The following is a 17,270-nucleotide window of genomic DNA, read 5'->3' on the forward strand; positions in this document are numbered from 1 at the left end:
ATAAAATCATCTAAACTTGAAATATCGTTGTGGGTACGTATGATCCGCGCAAATTTACTGAACCTGAGTGCTAATTATGATCAATAACAAACTGCCTTTGCTTGATATTCACCGTCACCTTGATGGAAATGTTCGTCCACAAACCATTTTAGAACTTGGTCGTCAGTTTAACCTTGCGCTGCCAGCAGATAATGTAGAAGCATTAATCCCACATGTCCAAGTGATAGACCCTGAACCTAATTTAGTGGCTTTTTTACAAAAATTAGATTGGGGCGTAAAGGTACTCGGTGATTATGATGCGTGTCGCCGTATTGCTATTGAAAATGTTGAAGATGCCATAGCCCAAAAACTTGATTATGTAGAGCTACGCTTTAGTCCTTACTATATGGCTCAGAGCCAAGGGTTACACCCAGAAGGCGTTGTTGAGGCTGTGGTCGATGGTATTAAAAGTGCTTGCCAAGGTGCTCCAATTAAGGTGAATCTGATTGGTATTATGTCGCGTACCTATGGCACTAAAATTTGTCAGCAAGAGCTTGATGCCTTATTAGCATTTAAAAATGACTTAGTCGCTGTTGACTTGGCAGGAGACGAAATGGGCTTCCCAGGAGAGTTGTTTGTTGGTCATTTTAAGCAAGTGCATAATGCTTACTTGGCAGCGACTATTCACGCCGGTGAAGCACGTGGCAGCGAAAGTATCTGGCAAGCAATTAACGAGTTGGGTGCAACCCGTATTGGTCATGGCGTAAAAGCGATTGAGGATGCGAAGCTGATGGATTACCTACGTGACAACCGTATTGGTATTGAGTCTTGCTTAACCAGTAATATTCAAACCAGTACGGTAGCCGAACTTGCTACTCATCCACTAAAAACCTTTTTGGATCATGGTATTCTAGCGTCAATTAATACCGATGATCCCGCTGTGGAAGGTATTGAAATTGCGCATGAATATCAAATTGCTGCTCCTGCCGCTGGTTTAAGTCAAGCTGATATGGAAAAAGCACAAACAAATGCGCTTGAAATAGCATACTTAAGCGATACTGATAAAGCAGCGTTACAGCAGTTAGCTGCAAATCGATAATCGCGGGCTATTTATACTTGGTGCTCTTGGCATGAAAGGTAATTTTCATATAATGCTTTGAGCACATCTCCGCGACTGATCATACCGACCACTTTTGTTCCCTCGACAACTGGATAGTTTTTGGGTTTTCCTGTTTTCATGTTATCAGCAAGCTCAATAATATTTTGATCGCTACTGACAGTAACCACGTCGGTGCGCATGAGCTGTTTAACTTTTACAACACCATCGCAGAAATAGCTATTTTGCATTAAAGGTTGCAGCAATTCTTGCTCTGAAATAAAGCCGACCAAACATTGCTTGTCATCAAAAACAGGCGCACCCAAAAGTTTAAATTTTTGTAATTCACTGATGGCCGCAGTCATTTCTGTTTCTGGTGTAATATGCGGTAACTTACGTTGCATGAAGTCTTGTACTTTAGTGTTTAGCATGTGGGTTTCTCCCCATTCGTTATTCTAAACAAAGTATGGTCAAGGAAATGCAGTTTGTGAAATCGTTTGTATGGATTTAATTGTTCATTAATTGCACAAAGTAGTTTGTTGAAGAGATTAATAAAAAAGGCATTCTATATTGAATGCCTAGAGAGCTTTTTGACTATTTATTTGATGAATGCGAATGCGTCGGCATACATATTCTCACGGATTGCTCCATGATTAATAAAGTCATCACGTACAATACCAATCATGTCAAAACGACCTGCCATATAAATATCATAGGGTTCGAGTGACACGATATCTGCCATAACAGCTTTGTGAACGTAGCCAGTTTTACCTGTCCAGCTTGCTGGTGCATTTTCAACGACAGGGATATATTGAAAGTGTGGGTTACTGTTAGCCCATGCTTGCATTTCATCATGAGCATACAATGCTGCTTGTTCGCGGACACCCCAGTAAAACAATACGGTGCGTTCACAACCAATTTCTGCGAGGTGATCAGCCATTGACTTTGCGTATGAGAAGCCTGTTCCGCCAGCTAGTAAAATGATTGGACGCTCACCTTCTGCACGAAGTTGCGATACACCTAAGCCCACTTCCACGTTTACTTGCTGCTGCTCTGTATGTGCTTGGCGTAAATGCTCAAGTGCTTGCATAGCATATGAGTCTGCACCAGATGCACCAATATGTAGTTCAACCTGATCCGTTTGAGAAGGGCGGCTAGCAATTGAAAAGGCACGCTTGTCTTTTTCGCCTAATACAAGTTGCATATATTGGCCTGCCTCGAATGACACAGGCTGCTGTGGTTTCAAAATGACCTTATGTACATGGTCTGTAAGCGGGCTGATCGCAACAACGTCAGCGAGTAATGTTTGCATAGTTTACCTTTAATAAGCAGAAACGCATTTTACGGTTGTAGGTTTATACAACCGTTAATTTTTGAACAGTTTATCATAGACACAGGCTAGAGAATATCTAAGCTGTCCCATATTTCATCAACACGTTGTTTGATTTCAGGGCTCATCACAATGGGTTCACCCCACTCACGGTCTGTTTCTCCAGGCCATTTATTGGTTGCATCCATACCCATTTTTGAGCCAAGGCCAGATACTGGCGAGGCAAAATCCAAATAATCGATAGGAGTGTTTTCGATCAGTGTGGTATCACGCGCAGGATCCATACGTGTGGTGATCGCCCAAATGACATCATTCCAATCACGTGCATTTACATCATCATCGCAAACAATGACGAATTTGGTATACATAAACTGACGTAAGAAAGACCACACCCCCATCATGACTCGCTTAGCATGTCCTGGATATTGTTTCTTCATAGTGACCACAGCCATACGATAAGAGCAGCCTTCGGGTGGTAGGTAAAAATCAACAATTTCAGGAAATTGCTTCTGTAGAATCGGCACAAATACTTCGTTTAATGCTACACCTAAAACGGCAGGTTCATCAGGTGGACGACCTGTGTAAGTACTATGATAAATTGGATTTTCACGGTGTGTGATATGGGTAACCGTCATCACTGGAAATTCATCAACTTCGTTATAGTAACCAGTGTGATCGCCATAGGGGCCTTCAGGTGCCGTTTCATCCGGCATAATATAGCCTTCAAGAATAAATTCAGCTGTTGCAGGTACTTGTAAATCATTTGAGATAGATTTAACGACCTCTGTCTTACTTCCTCGTAACAGGCCGGCAAAGGCGTATTCACTCAAGGTGTCAGGCACTGGTGTAACAGCACCCAATATGGTGGCAGGATCAGCCCCAAGTGCTATTGATACAGGGTAAGGCTCACCAGGGTGCTCTTTACACCACTCTCTAAAGTCGAGTGCTCCACCACGGTGAGATAACCAGCGCATAATAATTTTATTTTTGCCAAGTAGCTGCTGGCGGTAAATACCTAAGTTTTGGCGTTTTTTATAAGGCCCTTTAGTGACAGTTAGTCCCCATGTGATTAAAGGTGCTGCATCGCCTGGCCAGCAGTGCTGAATTGGAAGCTTTGTTAAATCAACATCATCACCTTCCAGTATCACTTGTTGACAAGGGGCTTTTTTTACTTCCTTTGCTGGCATATTTAGCACTTGCTTAAATACTGGGATTTGTCCAAGTGCTTCTTTGATACCTTTAGGAGGCTCAGGCTCTTTCAAAAAAGCGAGCAGTTTACCTACTTCACGTAGTTCACTAACATCATCTTGTCCCATGCCCATTGCAACACGCTTTGGGGTACCAAATAGATTTGCTAATACAGGGGTAGAGTGACCTTTAGGGTTTTCGAATAACAATGCAGGGCCTTCGGCACGCAAAGTACGGTCGGCAATCTCGGTCATTTCAAGGTAAGGATCGATTTCTTGCTTGATCCGTTTTAATTCACCTTTTTGTTCCAATAATTCGATAAACTCGCGAAGATCTTTGTATTTCATTATGGCTACTTAAACGCTGGATAAACTGTCGCCATTATACTCAAAACCAGTGATTAAGCGAATTTCAACAATCAGATTTTGCTAGGATTGGTTTAGTGCGCAATGATATTTTTTTCCTTTTAAAATGAGCATAGCCTCAGCACCTTTTGACCAAAAAAGAACAGTGTCATTGCTGTACTTAACGCCAGATGCACTTACTTGTCGGTTTAATACAAAGCTCTGTTCTTTGAACAACAATTCGGCTTCATCTTCGCTGATGTCAGCAATGCTCACAGTGGAGTCTTCGCCACATGTGTAATTATTTGGATCACTTTGCTTTGCACATGCGCATAAGCTAACGAGAACGAGTCCTGAGAGAAGTGGTCTTATCATTGCAACACCCCCTGTTTACTGAATGAAGTATAAGCCTAACAAAGAAAAATTAACCGTTGGTGAAAATGACTAGATAAGTTATGTTGTGAGTGTAATTAATTGGCAAGGAATTACTATGGCAGGCACTAACTTACTCACATTACTTGATGATATTACTACACTTTTAGATGATATTGCGACTATGAGTAAAGTCGCAACTAAGAAAACGGCGGGTGTGCTTGGCGATGATCTTGCACTCAATGCACAGCAAGTTACTGGTGTGACAGCTGACCGTGAATTACCCGTTGTTTGGGCTGTTGCTAAAGGCTCTTTTCTTAATAAAGCGATACTGGTACCAGCCGCGCTAATAATCAGTACATGGCTTCCTTGGCTTATTACCCCTTTGCTAATGATTGGTGGTTTATTTTTATGTTTTGAAGGGGCTGAAAAAATAGTCGAAAAGTTATTGGGTCATAAGGAGAGTTCCGAGCAGCTATCCTTAGAACATCAAGATTTAACAGAGTATGAAAAGCAGAAGGTTAAAGGAGCTATCCGTACCGACTTTATTCTTTCAGCCGAAATAATCGTCATTACGCTAGGTACTGTTGCGAGTGCCACACTTATTAACCAAGCGTTAGTGCTGAGTGTTATCGCGGTGATCATGACGATTGGTGTATATGGTTTAGTAGCAGGTATCGTTAAGTTGGATGATGCGGGACTGTATTTGCTTCAAACTGCAGAAAATAGTGGTAGTAGGCTAAAAGAGTTACTCGGTAAATTTTTACTTGCATTGGCGCCAAAATTAATGCGTTTCTTAGCTATTGCAGGGACCATTGCGATGTTTTTAGTTGGTGGTGGTATTTTAGTACATGGTATTGCTCTGTTACATCATACTCAGCAAGCCGTTACTCATTTTGCATTGCAACATGCAGGTGCTGCAGGAGAGTTTATTGCTCCTGTTTTATTTGATGGCATGCTCGGCATACTTGCAGGACTTATAATGGTGGTGTGTCTACAAGGTTGGCATAAACTAAAAGGTTAATTGAAAAGGCCGGCGAGATAACCCCGCCGGCAAGAGTGTAGCACGGGAACGTTAGCGTGCTAGTGTGCAGGGTCTACCTTAAGTTTAATGAGCGATTTACTGATTAAACTTAAGTAATGATATGGTTATGTTATATTGTATCAATTATGTTGTAAATACTATTTTGCGTGAATCTTTCTAGATTATTCTAAATGGGTGCAGTCGATAGATTGGCACAATTCTGCGAGTTCAATTTTTGCTTTAGGGTTGCTCTGTAGTGCTGCTTTGTTTAACCAGTAAGCAGCTTTAGCAGTATCTTGAGGGATTCCTTGCCCATCTCGGTACATCTGAGCAAGGTTGAGTTGTCCCCATGAGTATCCCGCTTCTGCTGAGAGGGTAAAGCTCTCAATCGCTTCCTTATAAAGACCATCCTTAAAGTAAGTGATCCCTTGCTGGTTATTTTTATCAAGCTTTACGCCTGTATAAAGAGGTTTAGGTTTAGGTGGGTGCATCACAAAGCCACCAAATAGGCTATAAAGCTCTGGGCGTAAAATCTTATAGATGATGTTATCGCGGTAAAAGTTATGAACTTGCTGTTTTGTTAAGGTAATTGTTTTACTGGCAAAGTAATTATCTTGTACCAGCATGCTGGTTCGCATCGCAATTTCGATATCTTTATTGTATTTATAAGTGTAGTTACCTACACGAAAGGTCATCGTATTATCATCAAATTCAATTAATTGGGCGACCTTTAAATTATTAACGCGTTTGGGATGGCCCGTAAATTGTTCCGAAAGAACAAAGTAAGTATCAAATTGCTTTGGTGTATCTAGGTAGTGTATTTCATTTTCGCTCTGGCGTTGGCTACTTAATATAAACGTCGTTAAGAGGTAGCTAATAACTAAAAGTCCTATGAAATACTTTATAAATGAAATGATCTCTAAAACGGGCAGAGAGTACCAAGGCACATCAGTTATATGACCGCAATCATCACATTGGCGTTGATAACTAATAGATAAAGGGGCAACAGGTAAAATAGTAAACCGAAGCAGTTTACTGTTATTAATCAGTGAAAAATGTTTACTCTGACAGTGAGGGCAAGTTGTAGCCTGTTTATAGAAAACATCAGCAACAGCGGTATTAAAAAGTAACATAGCTTCTTCCTTGGTAATACCCTTAAGTTAGAACATATACAGTGAGTTATAAAGTAGCAAACTGTAACGAAATATGAACTGCAGGCGTGGTGAGAGTCGTACTTATTTTTGCTTTAGAGAAAAGAGCGAATGTCTGCTATGATCACCTACATCTTCGAGGATGTCCCTCAATTATCAAGTGTGGAATTTTACTGTGACAGCAACTGCTTTTACATCATTGGCTTTACCGCAAGAGCTAGTCGAAAATTTATCGACCTTAGGTTATTCACAAATGACCCCAGTGCAAGCACAAAGCTTGCCTGTGATTTTGCAAGGAAAAGATATTATTGCGCAAGCGAAAACTGGTTCAGGTAAAACAGCTGCATTTAGCTTAGGTGTATTAGCTAAGCTGAATGTAAAGCGTTTTCGTATTCAATCATTAATCTTATGCCCTACTCGTGAATTAGCCGAACAGGTGGCCCAAGAAGTACGTAAGCTAGCGCGCAGCATTCATAATATTAAGGTATTAACTTTATGTGGGGGCGTGTCTATTGGTCCTCAAATAGGTTCACTTGAACATGGTGCTCACATAGTAGTAGGTACGCCTGGCCGTGTAGATGACCATATTCGTAAAGGGACATTGAGTTTAGATGATGTCGAGACATTGGTACTGGATGAAGCCGATCAAATGCTTGATATGGGGTTTCAAGATACGTTAGACGCGATTGTTGATTGCATTCCAGCACAGCGTCAAACACTGTTGTTTAGCGCGACCTATCCAAAGTCGATAGCAGCTATTGCTGAGCGAGTACTTAGCAACCCTGAAATGATTAAGGTTGAAGAAGAGCAAGAAAAAAGCACAATTAAGCAATATTTTTATAAGTTGGATAACAACAAGCAGCGTTTTAATACCCTAAAGCTACTGTTACTGAAGTTTCAACCAGAAAGCTGTGTGATTTTTTGTAACACCAAGGTAGAGACGCAACAGATTTGTGATGACCTTTTTGCTGAGGGCTTCAGTGCAGTTGCACTGCATGGTGACCTTGAGCAGCGAGAGCGAGAGCGTACATTAATTCGTTTTGCGAATAAGAGTGCTTCTATTTTAGTGGCGACAGACGTGGCTGCTCGTGGACTGGATATTAATGATATGGACATGGTGGTGAACTACCACCTTGCTCATGACCCACAAACTCATGTTCACCGAGTTGGCCGTACTGGGCGGGCAGGTAAAAAAGGCATTGCTTGCTCAATTTATGGGGAAGCAGAACAATTCAAGGTAGCGCAAATCGGTGACCACTATGAGCGTGACTTTGACCCTGAACCACTACCGCCGTTTAGTTTACTCGAAAAGCCAGCTTATAAGCCAACGATGGCAACCATCATGATTGATGCGGGTAAAAAGCAAAAAATTCGTGCGGGTGATATCTTAGGGGCATTAACTGGTAAAGAAGGGGTTGCAGGCCATCAAGTTGGTAAAATTAATGTGCTGGATAATGTCGCTTTTATTGCTGTTGAGCGTGTTGCTGCAAAACCTGCTTTACGAAAATTAACAGAAGGCAATATCAAAAAGCGTAAAATCCGGGCGCGTCGCCTCACTCGTTAACTGATCATAATGAGCAATATAATTTAAGTTGCTCATATTCATCTTGTATTTGTTTAAACACCGCCGCAGAGCCCTGCTTATCTGGGTGGTGTTTTAATGCAAGTTGCCGCCAACGCTTTTGTACATCCTTTAATGAATATTCAGTATTTAAATTCCACCGCTCCCGTATTTGTTGGTGTTGCAAGGGAGTGAGTTTTGCCGTGTTTACGTAAGTTTGCTGAGCAAAACGTTGCCAGAAATTATCAAGAAGAGCTTCAATTTCATCGTTAGATGTGTCGTAATTGTGCCAATCGAGGTAGTAATCTCTTAAAGGTTCCGCTTGCAGTAATGCTGTATGTGACGGTGTATTTACAAGCTCTATATGCAGCGAAGCGATACGTAGATGGTAGTCAGGGAACAGCTGTAATTGCAGCTGATAAAGTGCATTCATGACTAGAAAATTGCGCTTAAACAAGTCTTTTTGCGGGTCATCATCGAGTGCTTTGATGTAATTAGTTTCTGATAAGGCGCTTGCTAATGTATGAACTTTCCAAATCGGCTGTCTTATAAGTAAGCAAAAAATCTCGTCAATCAGTGGGTTAACCATTGTTCGTAAGCCGATGTTTAGTGTAATCTTTAATTTATACACGCTATCACAGCAGCGTTACTAAAACCACGCTTGTGTTTTTAATCGTTGGCGCAGTTAATCAAGATTTAATTTTAGTGGCTTAATGCATACTAAGCTTTTAGGGATATATACAATATGCTTATAAAATTGCGCAGCGGCTTAATTAACTTGATGTTCTTTTGTTCCTTGTTTTTATTTACCGATATTGTGCATGCCCACCCTTCAGTATTGGAGCGTTTTAATCAATCTCAGCAATGGGATGAAAAGCTGCAGTTAGGAAAAAAACTGTTGGCTTCTTCTGTGTTAAGTTCACACAAACAGCATGATATTCATATGCAACTAGGCGATTTGGCACTCGAGCAGGGCAACTTTGCGGCTGCCGTTGAGCATTACCAGTTAGCTGAGAAAAGTACGACCCTTGAATCGGATCCTGAGGGGTATTTTTTAGCAATGAAAATGCAAGGCGTCACTTATTATTACCAAGGTTTAATGCAACAAGCAGTCGCGACGTACTTACGTGCTTTGAAAGTCGCGGAAAACATGAAAGATCCTATTTCTAAAGCAAATTTGCTCAGTAATATTGGCCTTGCTTATTTTAATATGTTCAATATGCATCAAGCACTTGATTACTATAAACAAGCTAAAACGTTGTTTGAGCAATACGGCACTGCTCAAGATAAAGCTGATATTTTGCACAATATTGCAGGCATTTATATTCGTTTATCGAGTTATAGTACAGCACTTGATATGTATCGAGAGACGCTTGAGATCTATCAAGAGCTAGGTGATAAAGATGGAGTGGCACAGTCTTATGGCAATATGGGGGTCGCATATTCTGAGTTAGGGCAATATCAGTTGTCACTACATTATTATCAGCGAGCTTTACGCTATTACCAATCAACAAATAATGCCTATTACTTATCATCACGACATGGCAATATCGCCAATGTTTACTTGCGCACAGGTGATCTTGAACTTGCTATTAGTCATGCAGAGAAAGCGGTAGAGTTTGCCCAACAGATAAATAATAAGTCATTGGAGTTAGCGGGCCTATTTTCGCTTGCAAAAATAGAGTTACTGCAAGGGAAGTTAGCAAAGGCAGAGCAAACCCTTAATGCCTCCACAAAAATGGCAGAAGAATTTAAGGATGAATTACGCGTTCTTGACGGTTTGGGCATGCGTGCATTAATTAAAGCAGGGCAAGGGGATTATAAGGCGTCAGTGGCCTTGTTTGATCAATTTGTGCGCGACACAAATACTGCTAAAAATGAAAAGTTACTGAAATCCCTGGGTGAGCTACAAAGTCAAATACAAGCAAGCCAGCTAAATCAAGAGATCCTTGATTTAAAACAACAGCAAAGTGTGCAAGAGCTAGAAATGTCTAAGCAGCGACAGTTGGCTATTATGCTGTTTATTCTATTTATTATGTTGGTGGTGACAGGGGTCACTGTTTATCGACGTAGCATAGAAAAAAGAGCAAAAGAGCAGCTGTCTCTAATGGTTGCCAAGCGCACTAAAGAGTTAGAAAAAACAGCGGATCAGCTACGCAAAGCTAATGAAATAAAAAGTCAGTTTTTAGCGAATATAAGCCACGAAATACGTACCCCACTGACAGCCATTTTAGGTCAGACCGATAACTTGATGAATGGCCTTTATAAACCTGAATCCCTCAATGACGAATTGCGTGTCATTCATAAGCAAAGTGAGCACTTAAAAGAACTTATTAATGATGTGCTAGATATCAGTAAAATCGAAGCAAACAAACTGGAATTAAACCTAAAAGAAGGTGATCTCGTTAAATTATCAACGGACGTTCATGCCATGCTTAGTGGACAAGCCATAGATAAAAACCTGCAGTTCACATTCCATAACGAGTTAGGCGAGCAATTTTATAGTTATTTAGATTTTACTCGGGTTAAACAAATTTTGATCAACCTATGTGCAAATGCTATCAAGTTCACTCATCAAGGTGAGGTGAGGTTATATGTTTCTTTATCGCAACATGGAGTATGGTTTCGAGTAACTGATACAGGCATTGGTATGAATGAAGAGCAGCTAAAGTTGATCTTCGAATGTTTTAGTCAGGCAGATAATAGTATTAGCCGACGTTTTGGCGGAACGGGATTGGGACTGAGCTTATCACAGCAGCTTGCAATGATGATGGGTGGCTATATAAGCGTTGAGAGTGAAGTAAACAAAGGCAGCGAGTTTTCTTTTTACTTACCCTGTAAAGAACATATTCCAGCTATCGATAAAATAGAGCATGATGCAAGTGCTCAACAAACGCCATCAGGGCTCAGTGGAAAAGTGCTCCTAGCGGAAGATCATGTTGATAACCGCAGGTTAATTCACCGTTATTTAGAGTCGATGGGATTAGAAGTCATTGCAGTAGAAAACGGTGAACAAGCCGTTGAACAGTGTCTACAAACTTTTCCTGACGTTGTTTTACTTGATATTCAAATGCCGGTGCTCGACGGGTTAAGTGCGCTTAAATTGTTACGTGATTGTGGGTTTACTCAACCTGTTTATGCGTTGACAGCGAATGCCATTAGCCATGAAGTCGAAGCCTATTTAAAAGCTGGTTTTACGGGCTATTTAGCCAAGCCAATTGACAAAAAAGTGTTTTACACTCAGCTTGCAAAACACTGTAAAAACACCCTCAATGTCATGGACGAGCAACAGGATATGAGCGACTTAGTTGCAAGTTTTATTGGTAGTTTTGACTACGAAGCCTCACAAGTTCAGTTGCACTTCTCAGAGCACGATTTATTTAACCTACAACAAGATGCGCACCGAATTGGGGGCGCAGCAAAAATGTTTGCCCTCGATGAAGTCGCCAGCAGCGCAATGGCACTCGAGTCGGCACTTAAGCATAATCAACTTATAGAGTTACCAAGCTTAGTTGCTCAATTACTTGATCACCTGCACAGTGCATCAGAGGCTCAAAATAGCTCAATGTCACCCTCTTGAATTTGTTCGATAGCTTTATCGTGGGAGCTTTCAAATCGGGAACGGTCAACTCGCTGTGCTACATCTGTTGACGGGTGAGTGATTTTAAATATCGACAACTTCTCATCTAATGTATGTGCTAATTCTACTAAGTCTTGACTTGAAACGGCTTGAATCTGTGAGCTGGATAACGCATCTGAATTAAGCTCTACCATTGACTCAATACTCGCTTGCGCTTCATCAGACATCTGACTTTGTATGGCAACTTGCTCATGGATATTTTCAGATAACGCATTAATGGCAAGCATGGCTTGTTCGATTTTATTGGTTTCTTTGGTGGACTCTTCCGATAGCTTAACCGTTTGCTCGGTTTCTTTTAATGCCGTTTGCATTAGCTGATTCGCACGTTCAGTACTTTGTTGAATTTTAGACACCATTTCTTGTACTTCTTGCGTTGATTGGCTGGTACGAGCTGCTAAGTTTCGTACTTCATCAGCAACTACTGCAAAGCCTCGTCCTTGCTCACCAGCCCGGGCAGCTTCAATCGCTGCGTTTAATGCCAGCAAGTTCGTTTGTTCGGCAATACCGTTGATCACATCTATCACAGAGCCAATGGCATCACTGTCTTTTTTGAGAAGAATTATTTGCTCACTCGTCTGATTAATATTTTCTGCTAATTTTACCAAGCTTGCTTGGCTTTTATCTGCATCTACACGTGTTTGCTTTACTGAGTCTGTAGCATCGGATACTGCATGGTAAATCTGTTCTAAGCTGGCATCTAATTCTCTTGATACATCAATTGTTCTTTCTATTGTGTTTGCTAGGTCAACACCATGAGCATTTTGAATTGTCGCTTTTTGGGTCATGGAGGCATAAGTATCCCGTAAAGCATCAGCCATCGGTAATAATCGTGCTGAGGATGCGTAAATCTCACTTAGCATGTGATCGACGAGAGTTAGGCTGGCATTTAGTGCATGACATGCCTTGGGGAGCTGTTCATTGCTTTCGTCAAACCTGAAGGTAAAGTTGACGCCATGTTCAGAGGTAATACTTGAGACGAAATGAGTTAAGTGATCGCGTTGCTTTTTATCATTTATGAATAAAAAACCTAGCATGATAAGCCAGGGAAAAATAATGATAGTGCTGAGTGTAATATAGGTAAGAGGGCTTAAGTTAAAAAAAGAAAAACAGGCAATACAACTAAGTAGGCTTATTACAAACAGAGTTATAGCTACTTTAAAGCGAATCATTGAAGTGTCCTTTACCTTTAATCTTATTAGGTATAGAACAGCTTTAATGTATATTCCAATTTATACTAATTAATAACAATACCTCAAAATAACGTTCTTAATAAAATGTATTGGTATTATTAGAATGGCATATAAAAAATGCCTGTGTTTTAAACAGGCATTTTTTGAAGTCTATCCGCGTTTATTTACGCTTCATTGAGTCGAAAAACTCATCATTGGTTTTACTCATTGAGAGCTTATCAATTAAGAACTCCATCGCATCTATTTCAGACATCTCATGGACAATCTTACGTAAAATCCACATTTTCTGTAGTTCATCAGGTTTAGTTAGTAACTCTTCGCGACGTGTACCTGAGCGGTTAAAGTCAATCGCAGGGAATACACGCTTTTCAGCAATCTTACGATTTAAGTGTAGTTCCATGTTACCTGTACCTTTAAACTCTTCGTAGATAACTTCGTCCATCTTCGAACCGGTATCGATAAGCGCAGTTGCGATGATTGTTAAACTACCGCCTTCTTCTACGTTACGAGCTGCACCAAAGAAACGTTTTGGTTTGTGTAATGCATTAGCGTCAACACCACCGGTTAATACCTTACCAGACGAAGGAATCACTGTATTGTAAGCACGTGCAAGACGAGTGATTGAATCAAGTAAGATAACAACGTCTTTTTTGTGCTCTACAAGGCGTTTTGCTTTCTCGATAACCATCTCTGCAACTTGAACGTGTCGGCTTGCTGGTTCATCAAATGTTGATGCAATCACTTCACCTTTAACAAGGCGTTGCATCTCAGTTACTTCTTCTGGACGTTCGTCGATTAGAAGAACCATTAGCTCACAGTCAGGTTGGTTATAGCTGATTGATTGCGCAATATTTTGCAGCAGCATCGTTTTACCTGCCTTTGGCGGTGCAACGATAAGTGCGCGTTGGCCTTTACCAATTGGTGAGGCCAAATCAAGTACACGCGCTGTAATGTCTTCAGTACTACCATTACCACGTTCCATACGTAAACGTTCGTTTGCGTGAAGTGGAGTAAGGTTTTCAAAAAGGATTTTAGTGCGTGAGTTTTCAGGTTTGTCGAAGTTAACTTCATTGACTTTCAGGAGTGCGAAGTAGCGTTCACCATCTTTTGGCGGACGAATTAAGCCTGAAATTGAGTCACCAGTACGCATGCTGAATCGGCGGATTTGACTCGGAGATACATAAATATCATCTGGGCCTGCTAAATAAGATGCTTCTGATGATCTTAAGAAACCAAAACCATCTTGTAAGATTTCTAGTACACCGCCGCCAAAAATGTTTTCACCGCTTTTAGCGTGTGCTTTTAGAATGGCAAAAATAATGTCTTGTTTTCTTAAACGGGCTACGTTTTCGAGCCCCATGGACTCAGCTAGGTTCACAAGCTCTTTGATCGACTTGTCTTTTAATTCGCGTAAATGCATATTGGTGGGTTCTTTATTACAATTATCATACTCAAATCATCGTTTGATACATGAGTGAGGTTTGTTGGTATAACTAAGGATTAGTTGGCTTTATAAACTAGCAGGTCACTAGCTAGGCGTCCAGTCTTTAAACAAAATAAAGTTAAAAAAAGGGCAAAAAGCCCTTTTTTACAGTCAAAATTAGATGTTGTTCTCTAAAAACTCAACTAATTGAGTTTTAGAAAGTGCACCTACTTTAGTCGCTGCGACTTGACCATCTTTGAAAAGAAGTAACGTAGGGATACCACGAATACCAAATTTAGGTGGTGTACCTGCGTTTTGGTCGATATTAAGTTTACCTACTGTCACACGACCGTCAAATTCACCCGCTACTTCGTCAAGAATTGGGGCGATCATTTTACAAGGTCCGCACCATTCAGCCCAAAAATCAACAAGTACAGGTTTGTCTGATTGAAGTACGTCAGCTTCAAAGCTATCGTCAGTTAATTGAATAATTTTCTCGCTCATTGCGATCTCCGATAAGTTAGGCGAAATATTTAATGCGTATTTAAACACTCTTGTTTCTTATTGCAAGTTTAAACGTTATGCTTAAACGCTATGACTAAGACACATTTGACCGATAAAAAGTTTTCAGACTTTGCTATCGCACCGGAAGTGGTTGCCGGTTTAACCGAAAATGGGTTTGAATATTGCACTCCCATTCAAGCTAAATGCCTACCTTTTATTTGTGAAGGCCGCGATATTGCTGGCCAAGCACAAACGGGTACGGGCAAAACGTTGGCGTTTTTAACTGCCACGTGCCATCGGTTATTACAATCTAGCAAAGCATCTAGTAAACATCCAAGAGCCCTGATCATGGCCCCAACTCGGGAGCTGGCGATTCAGATACACAAAGATGCAAAAATTTTAGCGCCACACTGTAATCTTAACTTAGGGTTAGTATATGGTGGCGAAGATTACGAAAAACAACGTGCACAACTAGAAAAAGGCGTTGATATTTTAATTGGCACCACCGGACGCCTCATCGATCTTTACAAACAGGGTTGTTATACCCTGAACGAAATTGAAGTTGTAGTACTTGATGAAGCCGATCGCATGTTCGATTTAGGTTTCATTAAAGACATTCGTTATATGTTTAGACGTATGCCAGAAACAGCTGAACGCTTGAACTTATTGTTTTCAGCAACCTTGTCTTATCGCGTACAAGAGTTGGCATTCGAACATATGACAAACCCTGAGCACGTACAAGTTGAGCCAGACGTTAAAACAGGCAAACGTATTCAAGAAGAGCTATTTCATCCATCACAAGATGACAAAATTAAGTTGCTGTTAACGTTAATTGAAGAAGAATGGCCAGACAAAGCAATTGTGTTTGCAAATACAAAACACAGTTGTGAAAATGTTTATGCTTGGATGAAAGCGGATGGTCATCGAGTTGGGTTATTAACCGGTGACGTGAACCAGAAAAAGCGTCAATCAATTTTGGCTCAATTTACCAAAGGCGATTTAGACTTTTTAGTGGCAACAGATGTAGCTGCCCGTGGTTTACATATCCCAGAAGTAAGCCATGTATTTAATTTTGATTTACCAGATGATTGTGAAGATTATGTACATCGCATAGGGCGTACAGGCCGCGCTGGTGCATCAGGCCACGCGATTAGTTTTGCCTGTGAGCAGTATGCATATAACCTTCATGAGATTGAACAGTATATAGAGCACAGCATTCCATTATCACATTATGATAAAAGTGCATTGCTTGATGATTTAACTAAGCCTACTATTCAGAAAAAGCGGAACTATTCTACAGGCCCACGTAATCGTAATAACAACGGACGTCGCCCAAACAATAGTTACCAAAAATCACGGTCGTCATAAACGGCCGTTTTTAAGACTTAGTAGTAACTAGAGGTTTTTGAACGGTGGGGCAACTTCAACCGCAAAAAAATGTGTATGCAGTTATTGATTTAGGCTCTAACAGTTTTCATATGTTAATTGCTAAATCAATTGCTGGCGGTCTGCAAACGATCGGTCGAGTCAAACGTAAGGTGAGGCTAGCTGCTGGGCTTGATGAAAACAACGTGCTTAGCAAAGAAGCCATGCAACGAGGTTGGGAATGCCTAGCCTTGTTTGCTGAACGTTTACAAGACATACCAAAAGATAATATCACCATCGTTGCAACCGCAACCTTACGCCTTGCTACCAATGCCGATGTATTCAAGCAAAAAGCTGAACAGATCCTTGGTCATAAAATCAATGTCATCAGCGGTGAGCTAGAAGCTAAGACAATTTATAAAGGCGTGGCACATACATCAGCTTGCAATGGCAAACAGCTTGTTATCGATATTGGTGGGGCAAGTACTGAAGTCGTCATTGGTAAAGGTTTTGAGGCATTACACTATAAAAGTCTTAATATGGGGTGCGTGACTTTTCTTGAGCGTTACTTCAAAGATCAAAAGCTTAATGAAAAGAATTTCAATGCAGCTATAAAAGCAGCGCATGATGTTGTTAAAGATATTGTTGCAGAGTATAAAAAATCTGGTTGGCAAATCGCCAGCGGTGCATCTGGTACAGTGCAAGCAATTCAAGAAATCATGGTTGCACAAAATCAAGATGAACTCTTAACGCTTGATAAGCTTTTAGCTATCAAAGAGCAAGCAATCCAATATGACACAATTGCTGATCTTGAGCTCCCTGGCTTAATAGAAGAGAGGCGCTTAGTATTCGTTTCAGGACTAGCCATTTTAATTGCTTTATTCGAGTCGTTAAATATAAAGCAAATGGGTCTTGCTCGTGGTGCATTACGTGAAGGTGTTTTATATAGCATGGTGCCTGAGCTACATAACCATGACATTCGTAAGCGTACAGTTGATGGCTTAATGAATCGTTACCATGTAGATCAAAAGCAAGCTTGTCGTGTCGCACAACTTGCTGAACAATTGGCAAAAAGTGTGAAAGGGCAATGGCAATCAATTGAT

Annotated in this window: 15 protein-coding genes (1 of these 15 running past the window's edge); 6 read left to right on the forward strand and 9 right to left on the reverse strand. The window is 40.7% G+C overall.

What is annotated here, in order from left to right; translation table 11 throughout:
• Positions 1 to 76 precede the first annotated feature (76 nt).
• Positions 77 to 1,078 (forward strand): adenosine deaminase, encoded by a 1,002-nt coding sequence (gene add / locus LY624_RS00605; RefSeq protein ID WP_130150338.1) that lies wholly within the window; start codon positions 77 to 79, stop codon positions 1,076 to 1,078.
• An 11-nt stretch (positions 1,079 to 1,089) separates the two neighbouring features.
• Here the strand turns inward: add and LY624_RS00610 are convergent, their stop codons facing one another.
• The 4 genes from LY624_RS00610 to LY624_RS00625 all read right to left on the reverse strand — a co-directional run bounded on the left by LY624_RS00610 (position 1,090) and on the right by LY624_RS00625 (position 4,312).
• On the reverse strand, positions 1,090 to 1,506 hold the full coding sequence (locus LY624_RS00610; protein WP_130150340.1) for a CBS domain-containing protein: 417 nt from the start codon (positions 1,504 to 1,506) through the stop codon (positions 1,090 to 1,092).
• Positions 1,507 to 1,673: 167 nt separating this feature from the next.
• A complete protein-coding gene (fre, locus tag LY624_RS00615; protein WP_130150342.1) occupies positions 1,674 to 2,387 on the reverse strand; it encodes an NAD(P)H-flavin reductase in 714 nt (237 codons plus the stop codon).
• Positions 2,388 to 2,473: 86 nt separating this feature from the next.
• Positions 2,474 to 3,940: a 4-hydroxy-3-polyprenylbenzoate decarboxylase gene (gene ubiD / locus LY624_RS00620; RefSeq protein WP_130150343.1), complete on the reverse strand. Its 1,467-nt coding sequence runs from the start codon at positions 3,938 to 3,940 to the stop codon at positions 2,474 to 2,476.
• 81 nt (positions 3,941 to 4,021) lie between these two features.
• A complete protein-coding gene (locus LY624_RS00625; protein WP_130150344.1) occupies positions 4,022 to 4,312 on the reverse strand; it encodes an MliC family protein in 291 nt (96 codons plus the stop codon).
• Positions 4,313 to 4,427: 115 nt separating this feature from the next.
• Between LY624_RS00625 and LY624_RS00630 the strand changes: the two genes are divergently transcribed.
• On the forward strand, positions 4,428 to 5,333 hold the full coding sequence (locus tag LY624_RS00630; RefSeq protein WP_130150345.1) for a DUF808 domain-containing protein: 906 nt from the start codon (positions 4,428 to 4,430) through the stop codon (positions 5,331 to 5,333).
• A 182-nt stretch (positions 5,334 to 5,515) separates the two neighbouring features.
• Here the strand turns inward: LY624_RS00630 and LY624_RS00635 are convergent, their stop codons facing one another.
• Positions 5,516 to 6,466, reverse strand: a complete 951-nt coding sequence (locus LY624_RS00635) for a tetratricopeptide repeat protein (RefSeq protein WP_130150346.1) — start codon at positions 6,464 to 6,466, stop codon at positions 5,516 to 5,518.
• A gap of 193 nt (positions 6,467 to 6,659) precedes the next feature.
• Between LY624_RS00635 and dbpA the strand changes: the two genes are divergently transcribed.
• Positions 6,660 to 8,048, forward strand: a complete 1,389-nt coding sequence (gene dbpA / locus LY624_RS00640; RefSeq protein WP_130150347.1) for an ATP-dependent RNA helicase DbpA — start codon at positions 6,660 to 6,662, stop codon at positions 8,046 to 8,048.
• A 4-nt stretch (positions 8,049 to 8,052) separates the two neighbouring features.
• On the opposite strand, the gene LY624_RS00645 is transcribed toward dbpA, so the two are convergent.
• Positions 8,053 to 8,634: a DNA-J related domain-containing protein gene (locus tag LY624_RS00645; RefSeq protein ID WP_130150355.1), complete on the reverse strand. Its 582-nt coding sequence runs from the start codon at positions 8,632 to 8,634 to the stop codon at positions 8,053 to 8,055.
• A gap of 156 nt (positions 8,635 to 8,790) precedes the next feature.
• Between LY624_RS00645 and LY624_RS00650 the strand changes: the two genes are divergently transcribed.
• Positions 8,791 to 11,625 (forward strand): tetratricopeptide repeat protein, encoded by a 2,835-nt coding sequence (locus LY624_RS00650; protein WP_341803642.1) that lies wholly within the window; start codon positions 8,791 to 8,793, stop codon positions 11,623 to 11,625.
• On the opposite strand, the gene LY624_RS00655 is transcribed toward LY624_RS00650, so the two are convergent.
• The 3 genes from LY624_RS00655 to trxA all read right to left on the reverse strand — a co-directional run bounded on the left by LY624_RS00655 (position 11,598) and on the right by trxA (position 14,802).
• Entirely contained in the window at positions 11,598 to 12,719 is a 1,122-nt protein-coding gene (locus LY624_RS00655) for a methyl-accepting chemotaxis protein (protein WP_341803643.1), read from the reverse strand. The genes LY624_RS00650 and LY624_RS00655 overlap by 28 nt on opposite strands.
• Before the next feature lie 316 nt (positions 12,720 to 13,035).
• On the reverse strand, positions 13,036 to 14,295 hold the full coding sequence (gene rho / locus LY624_RS00660) for a transcription termination factor Rho (protein ID WP_062569498.1): 1,260 nt from the start codon (positions 14,293 to 14,295) through the stop codon (positions 13,036 to 13,038).
• 180 nt (positions 14,296 to 14,475) lie between these two features.
• The gene (trxA, locus tag LY624_RS00665; RefSeq protein ID WP_054554679.1) at positions 14,476 to 14,802 is read right to left on the reverse strand and encodes a thioredoxin TrxA; all 327 of its coding nucleotides are present in this window, start codon (positions 14,800 to 14,802) and stop codon (positions 14,476 to 14,478) included.
• A 90-nt stretch (positions 14,803 to 14,892) separates the two neighbouring features.
• On the opposite strand from trxA, the gene rhlB reads away from it, so the two are divergent.
• Together rhlB and gppA are read left to right on the forward strand one after the other, a co-directional pair.
• Positions 14,893 to 16,170, forward strand: coding sequence for an ATP-dependent RNA helicase RhlB (gene rhlB / locus LY624_RS00670; RefSeq protein WP_130150350.1), 1,278 nt, complete (start codon positions 14,893 to 14,895; stop codon positions 16,168 to 16,170).
• A 44-nt stretch (positions 16,171 to 16,214) separates the two neighbouring features.
• Positions 16,215 to 17,270 carry the 5' portion of a guanosine-5'-triphosphate,3'-diphosphate diphosphatase gene (gene gppA / locus LY624_RS00675; protein ID WP_341803644.1) on the forward strand. It continues 438 nt past the right edge of the window, so the window shows 1,056 of its 1,494 coding nt (coding positions 1-1,056); it begins with the start codon at positions 16,215 to 16,217; the stop codon falls past the right edge of the window.

Source organism: Pseudoalteromonas sp. N1230-9 (genome assembly GCF_032716425.1).
In the GTDB taxonomy this organism is placed as follows: domain Bacteria; phylum Pseudomonadota; class Gammaproteobacteria; order Enterobacterales; family Alteromonadaceae; genus Pseudoalteromonas.

Excerpts from the sequence above, each read along its gene's own strand:
- add (WP_130150338.1), top strand. The coding sequence starts at position 77 with ATGATCAATAACAAACTGCCTTTGCTTGATATTCACCGTCACCTTGAT.
- LY624_RS00610 (WP_130150340.1), bottom strand. The coding sequence starts at position 1,506 with ATGCTAAACACTAAAGTACAAGACTTCATGCAACGTAAGTTACCGCAT.
- fre (WP_130150342.1), bottom strand. The coding sequence starts at position 2,387 with ATGCAAACATTACTCGCTGACGTTGTTGCGATCAGCCCGCTTACAGAC.
- ubiD (WP_130150343.1), bottom strand. The coding sequence starts at position 3,940 with ATGAAATACAAAGATCTTCGCGAGTTTATCGAATTATTGGAACAAAAA.
- LY624_RS00625 (WP_130150344.1), bottom strand. The coding sequence starts at position 4,312 with ATGATAAGACCACTTCTCTCAGGACTCGTTCTCGTTAGCTTATGCGCA.
- LY624_RS00630 (WP_130150345.1), top strand. The coding sequence starts at position 4,428 with ATGGCAGGCACTAACTTACTCACATTACTTGATGATATTACTACACTT.
- LY624_RS00635 (WP_130150346.1), bottom strand. The coding sequence starts at position 6,466 with ATGTTACTTTTTAATACCGCTGTTGCTGATGTTTTCTATAAACAGGCT.
- LY624_RS00645 (WP_130150355.1), bottom strand. The coding sequence starts at position 8,634 with ATGGTTAACCCACTGATTGACGAGATTTTTTGCTTACTTATAAGACAG.
- LY624_RS00650 (WP_341803642.1), top strand. The coding sequence starts at position 8,791 with ATGCTTATAAAATTGCGCAGCGGCTTAATTAACTTGATGTTCTTTTGT.
- LY624_RS00655 (WP_341803643.1), bottom strand. The coding sequence starts at position 12,719 with ATGCTAGGTTTTTTATTCATAAATGATAAAAAGCAACGCGATCACTTA.
- rho (WP_062569498.1), bottom strand. The coding sequence starts at position 14,295 with ATGCATTTACGCGAATTAAAAGACAAGTCGATCAAAGAGCTTGTGAAC.
- trxA (WP_054554679.1), bottom strand. The coding sequence starts at position 14,802 with ATGAGCGAGAAAATTATTCAATTAACTGACGATAGCTTTGAAGCTGAC.
- rhlB (WP_130150350.1), top strand. The coding sequence starts at position 14,893 with ATGACTAAGACACATTTGACCGATAAAAAGTTTTCAGACTTTGCTATC.